Raw genomic sequence first — 14,402 nt, 5'->3', positions numbered from 1 at the left:
CGCAGCGGACGAACGCGCGCGCAGCCTCATGACTGCAGCCGCTTGAGGCGACGGTACAGCGTCGCGCGGCTGATGCCGAGCGTCTGCGCCGCGGCCGCGACGTTGCCGTCGTGGCGCGCGAGCGATTCGCGGATCAGGTCGTCCTCGTGGCGGCGGATCAGCCCGAACGACGCGTCCGGTGCCGGGCACACGCCGTCGATGAAGCCGTCGCACAGATGATCGAGACCGAGCACGGCGTCGTGCTCGTCGCGCACGGCGAGCGCGGTGCGCAGCACCATCTCGAGCTGGCGGATGTTGCCGGGCCAGCGATGCTGGCGGAACACGTCGGCGAGTTCGGCGTTCACGCTCACGTGCGGCGCACCGAGCCGCGTGAGCAGCGCCGTGACGATCAGGTCGACGTCGTCGCGTTCGCGCAGCGCGGGCAGCAGGACGTTCACGCCGTGAATCCGGTAGTAGAGGTCTTCGCGGAAGGACTTGTCACGCACCATCGTCTGCAGGTCGCGGTGCGTCGCGCAGATCACCGCGATGTCGATCGCCTGTTCGTCGCCCGCGCCGAGCGGCGCGACCTTGCGTTCCTGCAGCACGCGCAGCAGGCGAGCCTGAAGGTGCAGCGGCATGTCGCCGATCTCGTCGAGAAACAGCGTGCCGCCGTGCGCCTGCATCAGCCGGCCCGTCATCCCGCCCTTGCGCGCGCCCGTGAACGCGCCGTCGCGATAGCCGAACAGCTCCGACTCGATCAGCCCTTCCGGAATCGACGCGCAGTTCACCGCGACGAACGGCTTGCCGGCGCGCGCGCTCGCATCGTGCAGCGCGCGTGCGACGACTTCCTTGCCGGTGCCCGTCTCGCCCTGTACGAGCACGGGCAGCCCGTTGTTGAGACCTTGCCGCGCCATCGTCAGCGCGCGCAGCAGGCGCGGCTGGCGGCCGGCGAGGGCCGCGAGCGCCTGCGCGCCGGCATCGTGGCGAGCGGCGGCGGCCGGGGCCGGCTCGCGTGCGCGCAACTTCGGCACCGCGGTCGCCCGCGGCAGGCGCAGCGCCTTGCAATGGAACGCGGCGTCGACGCCTTCGACGTGCAGCATTCCGCCTTGCTCGGCGAACGCGACGAACGACGGCGTGCGCGTGAGCGCCGCGCTTTCGCAGCGGCGGCCGACGAGCGCGTCGCGTGCCGTGCCGAGCAGGTTGCACGCATGCGGGCTCGCGGCGACGATGCGGCCGTCTTCCGACACGGCAAGCACGCCGCTCCAGCTCGAACCGAGATACGCACGGCGGGGGTGGAACACGAGCACGACGTGCTCGGGGAAATAGGCATCGAACAGGCGCGTCTCGATGTGCGTGGCCGCGGCGCTCATCAGCATCGACATGTCGTCGAGCGTGAGCGGCAGTTCGCCTTCGCGGGTGAGGTCGAGCACGCCGATCGGCTTGCCGTGCGGGTCGCACAGCGGCAGCGAGCGGCATGAGAAGCGGCTCAGCCGGCCGAGGAAATGCTCGCCGCTGTCGATCGCGACCGCACGGCCTTCGACGAGCGCGGTGCCGAGCGCGTTCGTGCCGCGCAGCGATTCGCACCAGCTCGCGCCGGCGCGGATATCGCCGATGCCGAGCGCGGCGAGCTGGCTCGCGTCGCCGTCGACCGACAGGATCGTTGCGTGCGCATCGGCCAGCAGGATCATCCCGTCGCGTCCGCAGCGCTCGGCGAGGAATTCGAGCTCGGGGGCGGCCGCGGCGAGCAGCAGGCGGTTCGCGTCGTGCAACTCGTCGAGGTTGCAGAATTCATGCAGGTTCAGCCGCGCGTCGTCGTCCCAGCGCACGCCGTGATCGAGGCTGCGCCGCCACGACTGGTCGATTTCGATGCGCAGGCAACCCTGCGGCAGCACGCCATCGGAACTGAGGCGCTCGCGAATCAGGCGGGTTGCCTGCAGCCGGTCCGGAAGTCGTTGGCCGGAAGGGAAGTAGTCTTGCACGTCGCCCCTCCTCAGGAGAATGTCGGGCCGTCCGATCCGGCGCGGCCTCACGCAAAAAGGCCCGCCGAGTCTGTCATAAGCCCGCGCATAAATCCATCGGGTCAAAAACCTAAGGCCCAGGCGGGGCGCGGCAGTGCGGGCGATTCGTGCGGGCGGGCGGACCGCGATCGACGTGCGTGACGGGGCGGCGTGCATGGCTCGAGGGTGGGCGGAATGCTTGCGACGGCGACGCTTACGTCCGCGGGTTGTACGCGTTGCACCAGCCGCCGTTCGCGACCCGTTTCCCGGCGAACAGCGGGCACGGTGCGTCCGGATCTGCGGCCTTGCCCTGGTACAAGCTGCAGCGGCCGCAGTCCTGGCCAGGGGTATAGCGCGCGAACGCGGCGCGGTTCACGTGAGCGGCGTCGGTGCGATAGCCGAGCGCTTTCGCGGCCGGATCGGTTTCGTCGAGCAGCGCCGGCGCGGCGGAGGCGGCACGCGGCAGCGCGGCGGCCGACAGCAGGCCGGCCGCCGCGATCATGAAGGTACGGCGGGAAGCGGGGAGGCGGGGCATCGGGTGTCTCGGTGTCGTTGGAGTGGGGGAAAGGCGCGGCGGAATGCGGGCACGGGCGGACCGGCACGCCGCGCGACCGTGTCGCGCGGCGCGGGTGTCGCTCAGCGCGGCGACGCGATCACACGTTCATCAGCACCGATTTCAACTCGGTGTAATGCTCGATCGCGGCCGCGCCCATTTCGCGGCCAAAGCCCGACATCCGGTAGCCGCCGAACGGCAGCGCCGGATCGAGCGCGCTGTGGCAATTGACCCAGACCGAGCCCGAGCGGATCTTCGGGATCATCCGGTGCGCGGCCGACAGGTTGTTGGTCCAGATGCTTGCGCCGAGGCCGTAGCGCGTGTCGTTCGCGAGGCGGATCGCATCGTCGATCGTGTCGAACGGCATCGCGACCAGCACCGGCCCGAAGATTTCCTCCTGCACGAGCGGCCCTTTCTGGTCGACGTCGACGAGCACGGTCGGTTTCACGAAGAAGCCGGGGCCGTACGCTTCGCCGCCGCACGCGAGCTGCGCGCCCAATTCGCGGCCGCGCTCGATGTAACCGGCCACGCGCTGTTGCTGCTTTGCCGAAATCAGCGGGCCCATGTCGACCGACGGGTCGAGCGCGTTGCCCAGCTTCATGTTGCTCGCGATGCCCGCGATGTCGCCGACCACACGATCGAAGTGCTTGCGCTGCACGTACAGGCGCGAGCCCGCGCAACATACCTGGCCGTGGTTGAAGAAGATCGCGGTGGCCGCGCCCGCGGCCGCGACGGCCGGGTCCGCATCGTCGAACACGATCGTCGGCGACTTGCCGCCGAGTTCGAGCGTCACGCGCGTCATCGATTCCATCGCGGCCTTGCCGATCAGCTTGCCGACTTCGGTCGAGCCCGTGAACGTCAGCTTGTCGACGTCGGGGTGGTGCGCGAGCGCGGCGCCCGCTTCCACGCCGGTGCCGGTGACGACGTTGAACACGCCGGCCGGATAACCGGCTTCCTGCACGAGTTCCGCGAGCCGCAGTGCGGTGAGCGGCGTTTCGTCGGCGGGTTTCAGCACCATCGTGCATCCCGTTGCAAGCGCCGGGCCGAGCTTCCAGCACGCGAGCAGCAGCGGGAAATTCCACGCGACGATCGCGCCGACCACGCCGACGGCCTCGCGCCGGATGAAGCCGTGGAACTGGCTGTCGGGCATCAGCGGCATCGACACGTCGACGGTCGCACCTTCGATCTTGGTCGCCCAGCCGGCCATGTAGCGCAGGAAGTCGATCGACAGCTGCACGTCCATCGCGCGCGCGATCTGCGCGCTCTTGCCGTTGTTCATGCATTCGAGTTCGGCAAGTTGCTGTGCGTCGCGTTCGAGCAGATCCGCGAGACGCCACAGCAGGTTCTGCCGTTCGCGCGGCCGCATGCGGCTCCATGCGGAATCGTCGAACGCGTGGCGGGCGGCGCGAACTGCGCGGTCGACGTCGGCCGCGCCAGAGGCCGGCACGCGGCACAGCTCGTCGCCGGTCGCGGGGTTGTGGACGGCCAGGGTGGCGCCGCTTTCGGCGGCGCGCCACGTCTCGCCGATCAGCATCGACGGCGTACGTGCGATGAACGACTGGGTTTGCGGAAGTAACGACAACGTTGCCTGCATGGAAGCTCCTCGCTCATCGGGGTTCGGGTGTCGAGGCGAAAAGCAGCTTCCATACCAACGTCGACGCGGCAGCCTGCGTGCGCGCCGCGCCCGCCATGCGGCGCGGGGCGCGCGGCGTGACGGCCCGCGATCGCGCACACGTTCGGCGTCGCGCCGCGTTGGCCGAGTGGCGTCTCAATTTGAGAATCCGGATGCAACGTGAGACGCGACATGCGGCACGCATGCTGCCGGCCGTCATGGGCACACCGCCGCAACGGCGCGCGAATGCCGGTTTGGCGCGCCGGTTTGAATCGGGATTTTCCCGAGCGTTCGGCGGTAAAAGCGCGTGTTTTCCTTGTGGCAAACCCGACGTCGGCAATTGGCACGGCCTGTGCTTGAAGAGCATGAGACAAGCGCCGCAGCGCTGCAGGCCGGACGATTCGAGACCCCACGTAAAGGAGCAGAGCCTTGTTCAAGACTTTCATTCGACGCAGCCGGCGGCCCCGGGCGGCCGCGGCCGTCGTGGCCGCCGGTGCGCTCGCACTGGCCTCGGGCGCCGTGCCGGCGCAGACCCAGGCCCAGGCACCACGCGACGCTCACGCGATCCTCAGCCAGACTTGCGCGGCGTGTCACGCGGCCGAGTCGAAGGATTCGTGGAGCCGCATCAGCCATCAGCGCAAGACGCCGGAAGGCTGGCTGATGACGATCGCGCGGATGCAGACGATGCACGGCCTCACGATCAGCGACGACGAACGGCGCATTCTGGTGAAGTACCTGTCGGATACGCAGGGGCTTGCGCCGTCGGAGTCGAAGGATTTCCGGTACGCGCCCGAGCGCCGCCTGAACACGCAGGAGACCGTCGGCAACGAGGAATTCAAGCAGATGTGCGCGCGTTGCCACTCGGCCGCGCGCCCGCTGCTGCAGCGCCGCCCGGTCGCCGAATGGGACAAGCTCGTGAACTTCCATCTCGGGCAGTGGCCGTCGATCGAGTATTCGGCGATGGGCCGCGACCGCGACTGGCTGAAGATCGCGCTCACCGACATCGCGCCGATGCTTGCGAAGGACTACCCGTACGACAGCAACGCATGGACCGCGTGGAAGCAGCACCATCCGCCCGCGACCGCGCTGGCCGGCACGTGGAGCTTCGGCGGCCACATGCCGGGCAAGGGCGATGCGTACGGCACGATGACGGTGAAGGGTGGCGCGGGCGACCGCTTCGACGTCGAGCTGAAGGGCCGCTTCGCGGACGGCAGCCCGCTCGTCGGCACCGGCACCGCGACGCTTTACACCGGCTACGAATGGCGCGCGAGCGTGAAGATTGGCGACACGACCATGCGCCAGGTGCTGATGGCGAGCGACGGTACGTTGCGCGGCCGGATGTTCGACGATGCCCATGACGAACGCGGCCTCGACTTCAACGCGGCGAAGCTCGGCAACGCGCAGATCGTGGCGGTGCAGCCGGCTTACGTGAAGGCAGGCGAGGAGACCGACGTGACGATCGTCGGCGCGAACCTGCAGGGCACGCCTGCGTTCGGCACGGGCGTGACGGTTGCATCGGTGCTCGAGCGCACGCCGCAGTACGTGCGGGTGCGCGTGAAGGCCGCCGACGGCAGCGCGGCCGGCGCGCGCCGGGTGAGCGTCGGCGCCGCGCATGCGGACGGCTTCGCGGTCTATCGCGAGATCCACGACGTGAAGGTCGAACCCGACTACGCGGTTGCGCGCATCGGCGGCAACGGCGGCTCGACGCCGAAGGTCGAAGGGCGTTTCGACGCGGTGGCCTGGGGTGTCGACGGCGCGGGCAAGCCGTTCCGCATCGGCGTCGTGCCCGCGCAATGGTCGGTCACCCCGTTCGACGATCAGTCGAAGGGCGATCGCGACACGCAGTTCGCCGGCACGATGCAGGCGTCGACCGGCATCTTCACGCCGGGTAACGCGGGCCCGAACCCCGCGCGCCGGATGGGCACCAACAACACGGGCAACCTGAACGTCGTCGCGACGGTGACGGACGGGGCACGCACGGTGACGGGCACCGGGCACATGATCGTCGGCGTGCAGCGCTGGAACAACCCGCCGCTGCCCTGAACGGTCCGCATGTCCGCGCGCCGGGCCGCAACGCGGCCCGGTCCGAATCCGACGAACGCAAGGAGAATCCGATGAGCGCCCTGTTGAACGTGGTTGAACGCAACGTGCACGAAGTGCGCGTCGACGACGAGCGCCTGATGTTTCATGTGCCGAGCAGCTCGCTGTTCGCGGCCGATCGCGTGACGGCCGACATCATCGACGCGCTGCGTGCGAGCAGCTGTACGGCCGACGAGCTGTTCGCGCGGCTGGCCGGCCGCTCGCCGCACGGCGAACTCGCCGAGACGCTTGGCGAGCTGATGGCCCTCGAGGTCGTCAGCGACGGCTCGCCGCTCACGCCAGAGATTGCGGTGAAGCGCGTCGAGCGCACCGCGATCGACACGGTCGTGCTGAACGTGAACACCGGCTGCAACCTGAGCTGCACGTATTGTTACAAGGAAGACCTCGATACGCCGTCCGCCGGGCGGCGGATGGACATCGACACCGCGAAGGCGTCGGTCGAGATGCTGCTGAAGGAATCGCCCGACCTGCCGCGCTACACGGTCGTGTTCTTCGGCGGCGAGCCGCTCAGCAACCGCAAGCTGATCGAATGCATGGTCGAGTATTGCGAACTGCGCTTCGGCGCGCTCGGCAAGCAGGTCGAGTTCGTGATGACGACCAACGCGACGCTGCTGACCGAGGAGATCATCGACTGGCTCGATGCGCATCGCTTCGGGCTGTCGGTCAGCATCGACGGGCCGCGTTCGATCCACGACCTGAACCGCCGCACGGTCGGCGGCGCGGGCACCTACGACGTCGTGCGCCGCAAGGTCGAGATGCTGCTCAAGCGCTACCGTAGCCGCCCGGTCGGCGCGCGCGTGACGCTGACGAGCGGCGTGACCGACATCGAAGGCATCTGGGATCACCTGTTCAACGAGCTCGGCTTCGCGGAAGTCGGCTTCGCGCCGGTCACATCGGGACAGCTCGAAACGTTCAACCTGCAGACCGATGAACTCGCGCAGGTGTTCGCGAACATGAAGGCGCTCGGCCGGCGCTACCTGGCCGCCGCGCTCGAGAACCGCAACATCGGCTTCTCGAACCTGCACCAGCTGATCACCGATCTGCACGAAGGGCACAAGAAGTCGCTGCCGTGCGGCGCCGGGCTCAAGATGCTCGCGGTCGATCACAAGGGCGATCTGAACCTGTGCCACCGCTTCACCGGCTCGGCGCTGCCGACTTTTGGCAACGTGCATGAGGGCGTCGCGCAGGCGGAGCTCAACGACTTCCTGTCGCAACGCCTCGAGCGCAGCGGCACCGGCTGCGAAACGTGCCGGATCCGCAACCTGTGCTCGGGCGGCTGCTATCACGAGAGCTACGCGCGTTACGGCGACCCCGCGCATCCGACCTACCACTACTGCGAGCTGATGCGCGACTGGATCGATTTCGGCATCGAGGTCTACAGCCGGATCATCGCCGGCAACCCGGCGTTCATCGACAACCACATCACTCCGCGCAAGGCGAACTGACATGAAACATCTGAAGCCGCTCAACAACAAGGCGAAAAAGCTCGAGGAGGCCGTGCAGCAGGATCGCCTCGAGGAAGTCGTCGCGATGACGTCCGTCGCGGGCTGCACGTCGACGACCGACCCCGGCTGGGAAACGGACGTGTTCGGCGGGGTCGCGTCGCTGTGCCAGCCGATGGAGGCCGACCTCTACGGTTGCTCCGACCCGTGCTGGTGGCCCGCGCAGGTGCCCGACATGATGAGCACCTATCCCGACTGGAACAAGCACGCGACCGATTCGGGCGCGGACTGGCGCCAGCTCGGCAGCGTGTTCCCCAAAGACAAGTGATCCACCCGGCACCGATCAAGGATTCTCCATGCGATTCACGACACCCCTGAGCCGCGCGCTCCTCGCCGCCGTGCTTGCCTCGGCCGCGTCGCTGTCGGCCGCCGCCGACGGCCCGCTGCAGGCCGGCCACGAGTACCTCGCCGTCACGAACTATCCGAACAACCTGACGGTGATCGACACGGCCACCGACAGCGTCGTCAAGACCTGCTCGCTGCCCGACGCGTTCGGCCCCGGCACGATCCAGATCAGCCCGGACCGTACGCGCGCATACGTGCTGAACAACCATTACGGCGACCTGTACGGTGTCGATCTCGATTCGTGCCGGACCGTGTTCCATGCGGAGCTCGCGGAAGCGGGCAACGAGCGGGCGCGCGCGATGTTCTCGGTCGGATTGAGCCCCGACGGCAAGGAGATCTACAGCGTCGTCAACCCGACGAAGCTGAACCGCGACAGCTATGAAGTACAGTCGCCGCGCCTGCAGGTGTACCGCACCGATGGCGGACTCGACGCGAAGCCGGTGCGCACCTTCGCCGCACCGCGCCAGACGACGATGCTGCAGGCCGCCGACGACGGATCGTTGTTCATCGTCGGCGCGGACATCTACCGGATGAACGCGCAGACCGGCAAGTACGACGTCGCGGTGCCGCTGCGCAACTGGAAGCAGCCGCTGCACGGCCAGCCCGACGTGCTGTACGTGTGGCCGCAGCAGCGTCCGCAGCATACGTTGAACCTGCTCTATACGGCCGACCGCTTCAAGGACGAGAAGAAGGACCCGGCCTCCGCGCAGACGATGTACGGCTACGTCGACATCGATCTGAAGACGGGCAACGCGACGGTCAAGGATTTCACGCCGGTGACCGAGGTGTATTTCACGGGCGGGCTGTCGCCGAAGGATCCGAACGCGATGTATGGCGTGCTGAACCGGCTCGCGAAGTACGACGTGAAGAACGAGAAGCTGGTCGAGGCCGCGCCGCTCGATCATTCGTATTACTGCCTGTCGTTCAATCGCGAGGGCAGCAAGCTCTACCTCGCGGGCACCTTCAACACGGTTGCCGTGTACGACGCCGATACGCTGAAGAAGCTGAAGGACATTCGCGTGCCGGGCGGCGACATGGCGATCACGACCGCGCAGATGTTTACACGATGATGCACGCGCCGGCCCGCGGGCCGGCGCGGCCGATCAGGAGACACCATGACCACCGCCACCGCCACCGCCACCGCCACCGCCACCGCCACCGCCACCGCCACCGCCACCGCCATCGCCACCGGCGTGCCGCTCGACGGCGTGTCGATCGTGCGGGGCCGCACCGACGTGCCGCTGTCGGATGCGACCGTCGCCGCGCTGCTGCACGACACCGCGTCGTGCTTTCCGGCGCGGCCGGCCGTCGTGTTCCGCGAGCAGGGCATTCGCTGGGACTGGCACACGTTCGCGCACGAGATCGACGTACTCGCGGCCGGCCTCGTCGCGCTCGGGATCGAGCCGGGTGACCGCGTCGGCATCTGGTCGCCGAATCGCGTCGAATGGCTGCTCACCCAGTTTGCGACCGCGCGCATCGGCGCGATCCTCGTCAACATCAACCCGGCCTACCGGCTCGCGGAACTCGACTACGCGCTGAACAAGGCAGGCTGCCGCGCGCTGATCGCGGCCGAGCAGTTCAAGTCGTCGAAGTACCTGGAGATGTTGCAGGCGCTCGCGCCGGAACTCGCGCACTGCGCGCCGGGCGAACTGCATGCGGCGCGGCTGCCGGCGCTGCGCATCGTGATCCGGATGGGTGACGGCCGCACGCCGGGCATGCTGCGCTATCCGGACGTCGTCGCGCGCGGCCGCGACACGCTCGATGTCGCGCGGCTCGATGCGATCGGCGCAACGCTCTCGGCCAACGAGCCGATCAACATCCAGTTCACGAGCGGCACGACCGGCAGCCCGAAGGGCGCGACGCTCACGCACCGCAACGTCGTCAACAACGCGCGCTTCATCGCGATGGCGATGCGGTTCAGCGAGCAGGACACGCTGTGCATCCCGGTGCCGCTGTATCACTGCTTCGGGATGGTGCTGGCCGTGCTCGCCTGCGTGTCGACGGGTGCGGCGATGGTGTTCCCCGGCGAGGCGTTCGACCCGGTCGCGACGCTCGCGGCGGTGGCCGACGAGCGCTGCACCGCGCTGCACGGCGTGCCGACGATGTTCATCGCCGAGCTCGATCACCCCGAGTTCGCGAAATTCGACCTGTCGACGCTGCGCACCGGGATCATGGCCGGCTCGCCGTGCCCGATCGAGACGATGAAGCGCGTCGTGTCGCAGATGCACCTGTCGGAGATCACGATCGCGTACGGGATGACGGAGACGAGCCCCGTGTCGTTCCAGAGCTCGACCGACGATCCGCTCGAGAAGCGCACGACGACGGTCGGGCGCATCCAGCCGCACCTGGAAGTGAAGATCGTCGATCCGAGCGGCGCCATCGTGCCGGTCGGCACGACGGGCGAGCTGTGCACGAAGGGCTATTCGGTGATGCTCGGCTACTGGGACGACGAAGAAAAAACGCAGGAGACGATCGTCGACGGCTGGATGCATACGGGCGACCTCGCGACGCTCGATGCGGACGGCTACTGCAACATCGTCGGCCGGCTGAAGGACATGGTGATTCGCGGCGGCGAAAACATCTATCCGCGCGAGATCGAGGAATTCCTGTTCCGCCATCCGAAGATTCAGAGCGTGCAGGTGTTCGGCGTGCCGGACGCGAAGTACGGCGAGGAGCTGTGCGCGTGGATCGTGCTGCGCGCGGACGAGCAGATGACGGAGGACGACGTGCGTGCGTTCTGCAACGGGCAGATCGCGCACTACAAGATTCCGCGCTACATCCGCTTCGTCGACGAGCTGCCGATGACGGTGACCGGCAAGGTGCAGAAGTTCGTGATGCGCCAGCAGATGATCGACGCATGGGGGCTGAAAGCCGCCGATACCGCGTAGTACCGGACGGGCGGCCGCCTTGCCGCCCGCGACACTTGCGACAACCATCCGCCGGGCGGCTTTCCCTGCCGCCCCGTCCGCCCGGGGTAAAATGCGCGCCACGCCGCGATGTCGCGCGCGACGGACATCCACCGCCCCGACGAACGGTGCACGCAAATGTCCGGCGCCCGCGCCGGGGCGTTCGAAGCGTCCCCCCGCATGAAATGACCGCGCGAGGCAGCCGGCCGCCCGACAGGCACCCGATCCACGGATCGGCGGCTGCGTCGGCGCCCGGCGCGTCGCCGGCCTCCGATGCCCATCCTGCGCTTTCCCGATCGAACGGCCCGCATGCGGCCGGGTCGTCCGATTCGTCGGATGAATGTCGCGCCGGCTTGCCCACGATGTCCGGCGGTTCGCCGGGGGCCATCGCGGGCTCATGTGCGGGCACGCTTCGCAGCTTCGTAACGGGTTTCGACAGGTCGAGTGGCGAGTTTTCCATCCAGAACAATGACGGTGAATAGAACAACAGCGTCGCGCGCACGGCGGCGGCGCGCGAAAGTCGGGCTTGGCGTCGGTCTCGGCATCACGCTTTTCGCGGCCCAGGCCGCCGCGGCGCAGGGCGATACGCCGGCGCCGAACACGGAGGCAGCCGGCAGCGCGACGCTGCCGACGATTACGGTGAGCGGCGAGCGCGGCAATGCGCTGCGTGTACGCAACGCATCGGTCGCGGGGCTCGACGACACGCCGCTGCGCGACACGCCGGCGTCGGTGAGCGTCGTCACGCGCGCGCAGCTCGACGACCAGCAGGCGAAGCGGTTGAGCGACGTCGTGCGCAACGACGCGTCGGTCGTCAACGACTATGCGCCGGTCGGCTATTTCGAAGGCTTCGCGATCCGCGGCTTCCCGGTCGATCTCGCGAGCGCGATCCGGATCGACGGGCTGACGGTGTCCGGCGAACAGAACGTGCCGCTCGAGAACAAGGAGCGCGTCGAGATCCTGAAGGGGCTCGCCGGCATCGACAGCGGCGTCGTCGCGCCGGGCGGCGTGATCAACTTCGTGACGAAGCGCTCGGCGAACGTCGCGAGCGTGACGGGCGGCGTCGACAGCCGCGGCTCGACGTCGGCGGCCGTCGATCTCGGCCGCCGCTTCGGCCCCGACAATCAGTTCGGCTTCCGGATCAATGCCGCGAAGGAGAACATGCACTCGTATATCGACGGCACGAACGGACGGCGCACGTTCGGCTCGATCGCCGCCGACTGGGACATCAGCCCGCGTGCGAGCCTGCAGCTCAACGCCGAATTCCAGCAGTGGATCCAGCGTTCCGCACCCGGCTATCAGTTGCTCGGGGGCACCGTCGTGCCGTCGGTCAAGACGACGTCGAAGGCGCTCGGCACGCAGCCGTGGGCGAAACCGGTGACGACCGACGCACTGAACCTGAACGCGCGCTTCGACTACCAGTTCAACGACGACTGGAAGGCCTACATCGCCGCCGGCCGCAGCCGCACGATGATCGACGACAACAGCGCGTTCGCCTATGGTTGCTCGACACAGGGTAGCTGCGTGGCCGGCACGAATTCGCCGTTCTTCTTCGGCGCGAACGGCGACTATGACGTCTACGACTTCCGCAGCCCCGGCGAATATCGTCGCAATGACGACCTGCGTGCGGTCACGACCGGCAAGTTCGCGACCGGCCCGCTGCGGCACGAGCTGACGCTCGGCGTGAGCGTGCAGCGCCGCGTCGTGAGCATGGCCGACGCCGTGTACGACTACGTGGGCAGCGAGAACGTCTACGGGCCCGACACGACGTTTTCTCCGTCGCCGAATTCGCCCGGTCCATCGTATCCGCGCCTCGATGCGTGGCAGTACGGCGTGTTCGGGCTCGATCGCATCAGCATCGGCGAACACTGGCAGGTGCTCGCGGGCGGCAAGGAAGTGCTGCTGCGCCAGCGCAGCTGGAGCAGCCTCGACGGCGACGCGACGCATACCGACCGCTCGGTGTTCCTGCCGCAAGTGGCGCTCGTCTACAAGCCGGTGAACGTGCTGTCGCTGTACGCGTCGTACAGCAAGGCGCTGTCGCTCGGCGACCAGGCGCCTGTGCGCGCGACCAACGCGTATGCGTTCCTGCCGCCGGTCGAATCGCACCAGTTCGAGGTCGGTGCAAAATACGACTGGCTCGACCGGCTGAGCCTCACGGCCGCCGTGTTCTCGATCAGCAAGCCGTTCCAGTTCGCCGACCCGGACGCATCGGGCACGAGTTACACGTTCGTGCAGCGCGGCACGCAGCGGCACCAGGGAATCGAGCTCGGCGCGGCCGGGCGCGTGACCGAGCGCCTGGGGCTGACGGCCAGCGTCGCGGCGATTCGTGCGCGTGCGTACGATTCCGGGTCGCCGGCGTACGAAGGGCACCAGATCATCAACGTGCCGGCGCTGCGCGCGTCGCTGTATGCGGACTACGCGGTGCCGGGCGTCGCGGGGCTGAACGTGCTGGGCGGCGTCGAATACAGCGCGGCCCGCAACGCGAACGAGGAGGGCACAGCGCGCGTGCCGTCGTGGTTCGTGTTCAATCTCGGCGCACGCTATACGACGAAGATCGGCGGCCATCGCACGGTGCTGCGCGTGTCGGTGGACAACCTGTTCAACAAGTTCTACTGGCGCGACGCGGGCGAGCAGCAGGGCGATGCGTACCTGTTCCCGGGTGCGCCGCGCACCGCGCGCGTGTCGTTGACCTATGATTTCTGACCGACCGGAACCGGCCGCGTGATGCGCGGCCCCGGCGGCTAACCTGGAGAGCACGGACGATGTCCCCACTCGAAATCGCCGGCGTGATCGTCAGCGCGCTCGCGATCTGGCTGACCGCGAAGCGGCGCATGCTGTGTTGGCCGGTCGGGCTCGTGTCGGTCGCGCTGTACGGCTGGATCTTCTTCGACGCGAAGTTGTATTCGGACATGCTGCTGCAGGGCGCGTTCGCGGTGCTGCAGGTGTACGGCTGGCAACGCTGGCTCGCGCAGCGCGCCAGCGAGGCCAATGGCAGTGCGGCACCGGCGGGCGACGTCGCACCCGTCACGGGCGTGCGGCCGCTGCAGATGCTGCCCGACCTGATCGCGGCCGTCGTCGGTAGCGCGCTGCTCGGCGGCATGATGGCGCGCTGGACCGATGCGGCGCTGCCGTTCGTCGATGCATCGCTGACCGCGTTCAGCCTCGTCGCGCAATACTGGACCGCGCGGCGCTACATCGCGTCGTGGGGGCTGTGGATCGTCGTGAACGTCGTGTACGTCGGGATGTTCGTGTTCAAGGAACTGTATCTGACGGCCGGACTCTATGCGCTGTTCATCGGGCTGGCCGTCGTCGGCTGGCGCGACTGGAGCCGCACGGCCGCGGCGCTGCGCGCGGCGGCCGGCGGTGCGCTGGCAACCGGCAGCGGCGCGCGCTGATCCGCGTGCCGATCTG

The 14,402-nt window shown here is 68.3% G+C and carries 10 protein-coding genes; 7 read left to right on the top strand and 3 right to left on the bottom strand.

Annotated elements, in window-relative coordinates; genetic code table 11:
- Positions 1–26: 26 nt before the first annotated feature.
- The 3 genes from CFB47_RS29075 to CFB47_RS29065 all read right to left on the bottom strand — a co-directional run bounded on the left by CFB47_RS29075 (position 27) and on the right by CFB47_RS29065 (position 4,123).
- Positions 27–1,958, bottom strand: a complete 1,932-nt coding sequence (locus tag CFB47_RS29075) for a sigma-54-dependent Fis family transcriptional regulator (protein ID WP_089463057.1) — start codon at positions 1,956–1,958, stop codon at positions 27–29.
- A 232-nt stretch (positions 1,959–2,190) separates the two neighbouring features.
- Positions 2,191–2,511: a high-potential iron-sulfur protein gene (locus CFB47_RS29070; RefSeq protein ID WP_089463056.1), complete on the bottom strand. Its 321-nt coding sequence runs from the start codon at positions 2,509–2,511 to the stop codon at positions 2,191–2,193.
- A gap of 118 nt (positions 2,512–2,629) precedes the next feature.
- Positions 2,630–4,123: an aldehyde dehydrogenase gene (locus CFB47_RS29065; RefSeq protein ID WP_089457709.1), complete on the bottom strand. Its 1,494-nt coding sequence runs from the start codon at positions 4,121–4,123 to the stop codon at positions 2,630–2,632.
- Positions 4,124–4,570: 447 nt separating this feature from the next.
- Between CFB47_RS29065 and peaA the strand changes: the two genes are divergently transcribed.
- From peaA to pnuC, 7 genes are all read left to right on the top strand, one after another.
- Complete coding sequence (gene peaA, locus CFB47_RS29060; RefSeq protein ID WP_179258992.1) at positions 4,571–6,184, top strand: quinohemoprotein amine dehydrogenase subunit alpha; 1,614 nt, start codon at positions 4,571–4,573, stop codon at positions 6,182–6,184.
- A gap of 71 nt (positions 6,185–6,255) precedes the next feature.
- On the top strand, positions 6,256–7,686 hold the full coding sequence (peaB, locus tag CFB47_RS29055) for a quinohemoprotein amine dehydrogenase maturation protein (RefSeq protein ID WP_089457710.1): 1,431 nt from the start codon (positions 6,256–6,258) through the stop codon (positions 7,684–7,686).
- A 1-nt stretch (position 7,687) separates the two neighbouring features.
- The gene (gene qhpC, locus CFB47_RS29050; protein ID WP_014900223.1) at positions 7,688–8,011 is read left to right on the top strand and encodes a quinohemoprotein amine dehydrogenase subunit gamma; all 324 of its coding nucleotides are present in this window, start codon (positions 7,688–7,690) and stop codon (positions 8,009–8,011) included.
- 28 nt (positions 8,012–8,039) lie between these two features.
- Positions 8,040–9,158, top strand: a complete 1,119-nt coding sequence (peaD, locus tag CFB47_RS29045; RefSeq protein ID WP_089463055.1) for a quinohemoprotein amine dehydrogenase subunit beta — start codon at positions 8,040–8,042, stop codon at positions 9,156–9,158.
- A gap of 45 nt (positions 9,159–9,203) precedes the next feature.
- The gene (locus tag CFB47_RS29040) at positions 9,204–10,976 is read left to right on the top strand and encodes an AMP-binding protein (protein WP_256946767.1); all 1,773 of its coding nucleotides are present in this window, start codon (positions 9,204–9,206) and stop codon (positions 10,974–10,976) included.
- Positions 10,977–11,462: 486 nt separating this feature from the next.
- Positions 11,463–13,694, top strand: a complete 2,232-nt coding sequence (locus CFB47_RS29035) for a TonB-dependent siderophore receptor (RefSeq protein ID WP_089463054.1) — start codon at positions 11,463–11,465, stop codon at positions 13,692–13,694.
- Positions 13,695–13,753: 59 nt separating this feature from the next.
- On the top strand, positions 13,754–14,386 hold the full coding sequence (pnuC, locus tag CFB47_RS29030) for a nicotinamide riboside transporter PnuC (protein WP_089463053.1): 633 nt from the start codon (positions 13,754–13,756) through the stop codon (positions 14,384–14,386).
- The last annotated feature ends 16 nt before the right edge of the window (positions 14,387–14,402 follow it).

The sequence above is a fragment of the Burkholderia sp. AU27893 genome, assembly GCF_002223205.1.
Lineage (GTDB): Bacteria > Pseudomonadota > Gammaproteobacteria > Burkholderiales > Burkholderiaceae > Burkholderia.
This window is presented reverse-complemented; position numbering and strand designations above follow the sequence as displayed.

What these genes read in the sequence shown, in the direction of transcription:
- CFB47_RS29035 (WP_089463054.1), top strand. Translation starts at nt 11,463, where the DNA reads ATGACGGTGAATAGAACAACAGCGTCGCGCGCACGGCGGCGGCGCGCG.
- peaB (WP_089457710.1), top strand. Translation starts at nt 6,256, where the DNA reads ATGAGCGCCCTGTTGAACGTGGTTGAACGCAACGTGCACGAAGTGCGC.
- pnuC (WP_089463053.1), top strand. Translation starts at nt 13,754, where the DNA reads ATGTCCCCACTCGAAATCGCCGGCGTGATCGTCAGCGCGCTCGCGATC.
- CFB47_RS29065 (WP_089457709.1), bottom strand. Translation starts at nt 4,123, where the DNA reads ATGCAGGCAACGTTGTCGTTACTTCCGCAAACCCAGTCGTTCATCGCA.
- peaD (WP_089463055.1), top strand. Translation starts at nt 8,040, where the DNA reads ATGCGATTCACGACACCCCTGAGCCGCGCGCTCCTCGCCGCCGTGCTT.
- qhpC (WP_014900223.1), top strand. Translation starts at nt 7,688, where the DNA reads ATGAAACATCTGAAGCCGCTCAACAACAAGGCGAAAAAGCTCGAGGAG.
- CFB47_RS29070 (WP_089463056.1), bottom strand. Translation starts at nt 2,511, where the DNA reads ATGCCCCGCCTCCCCGCTTCCCGCCGTACCTTCATGATCGCGGCGGCC.
- CFB47_RS29040 (WP_256946767.1), top strand. Translation starts at nt 9,204, where the DNA reads ATGACCACCGCCACCGCCACCGCCACCGCCACCGCCACCGCCACCGCC.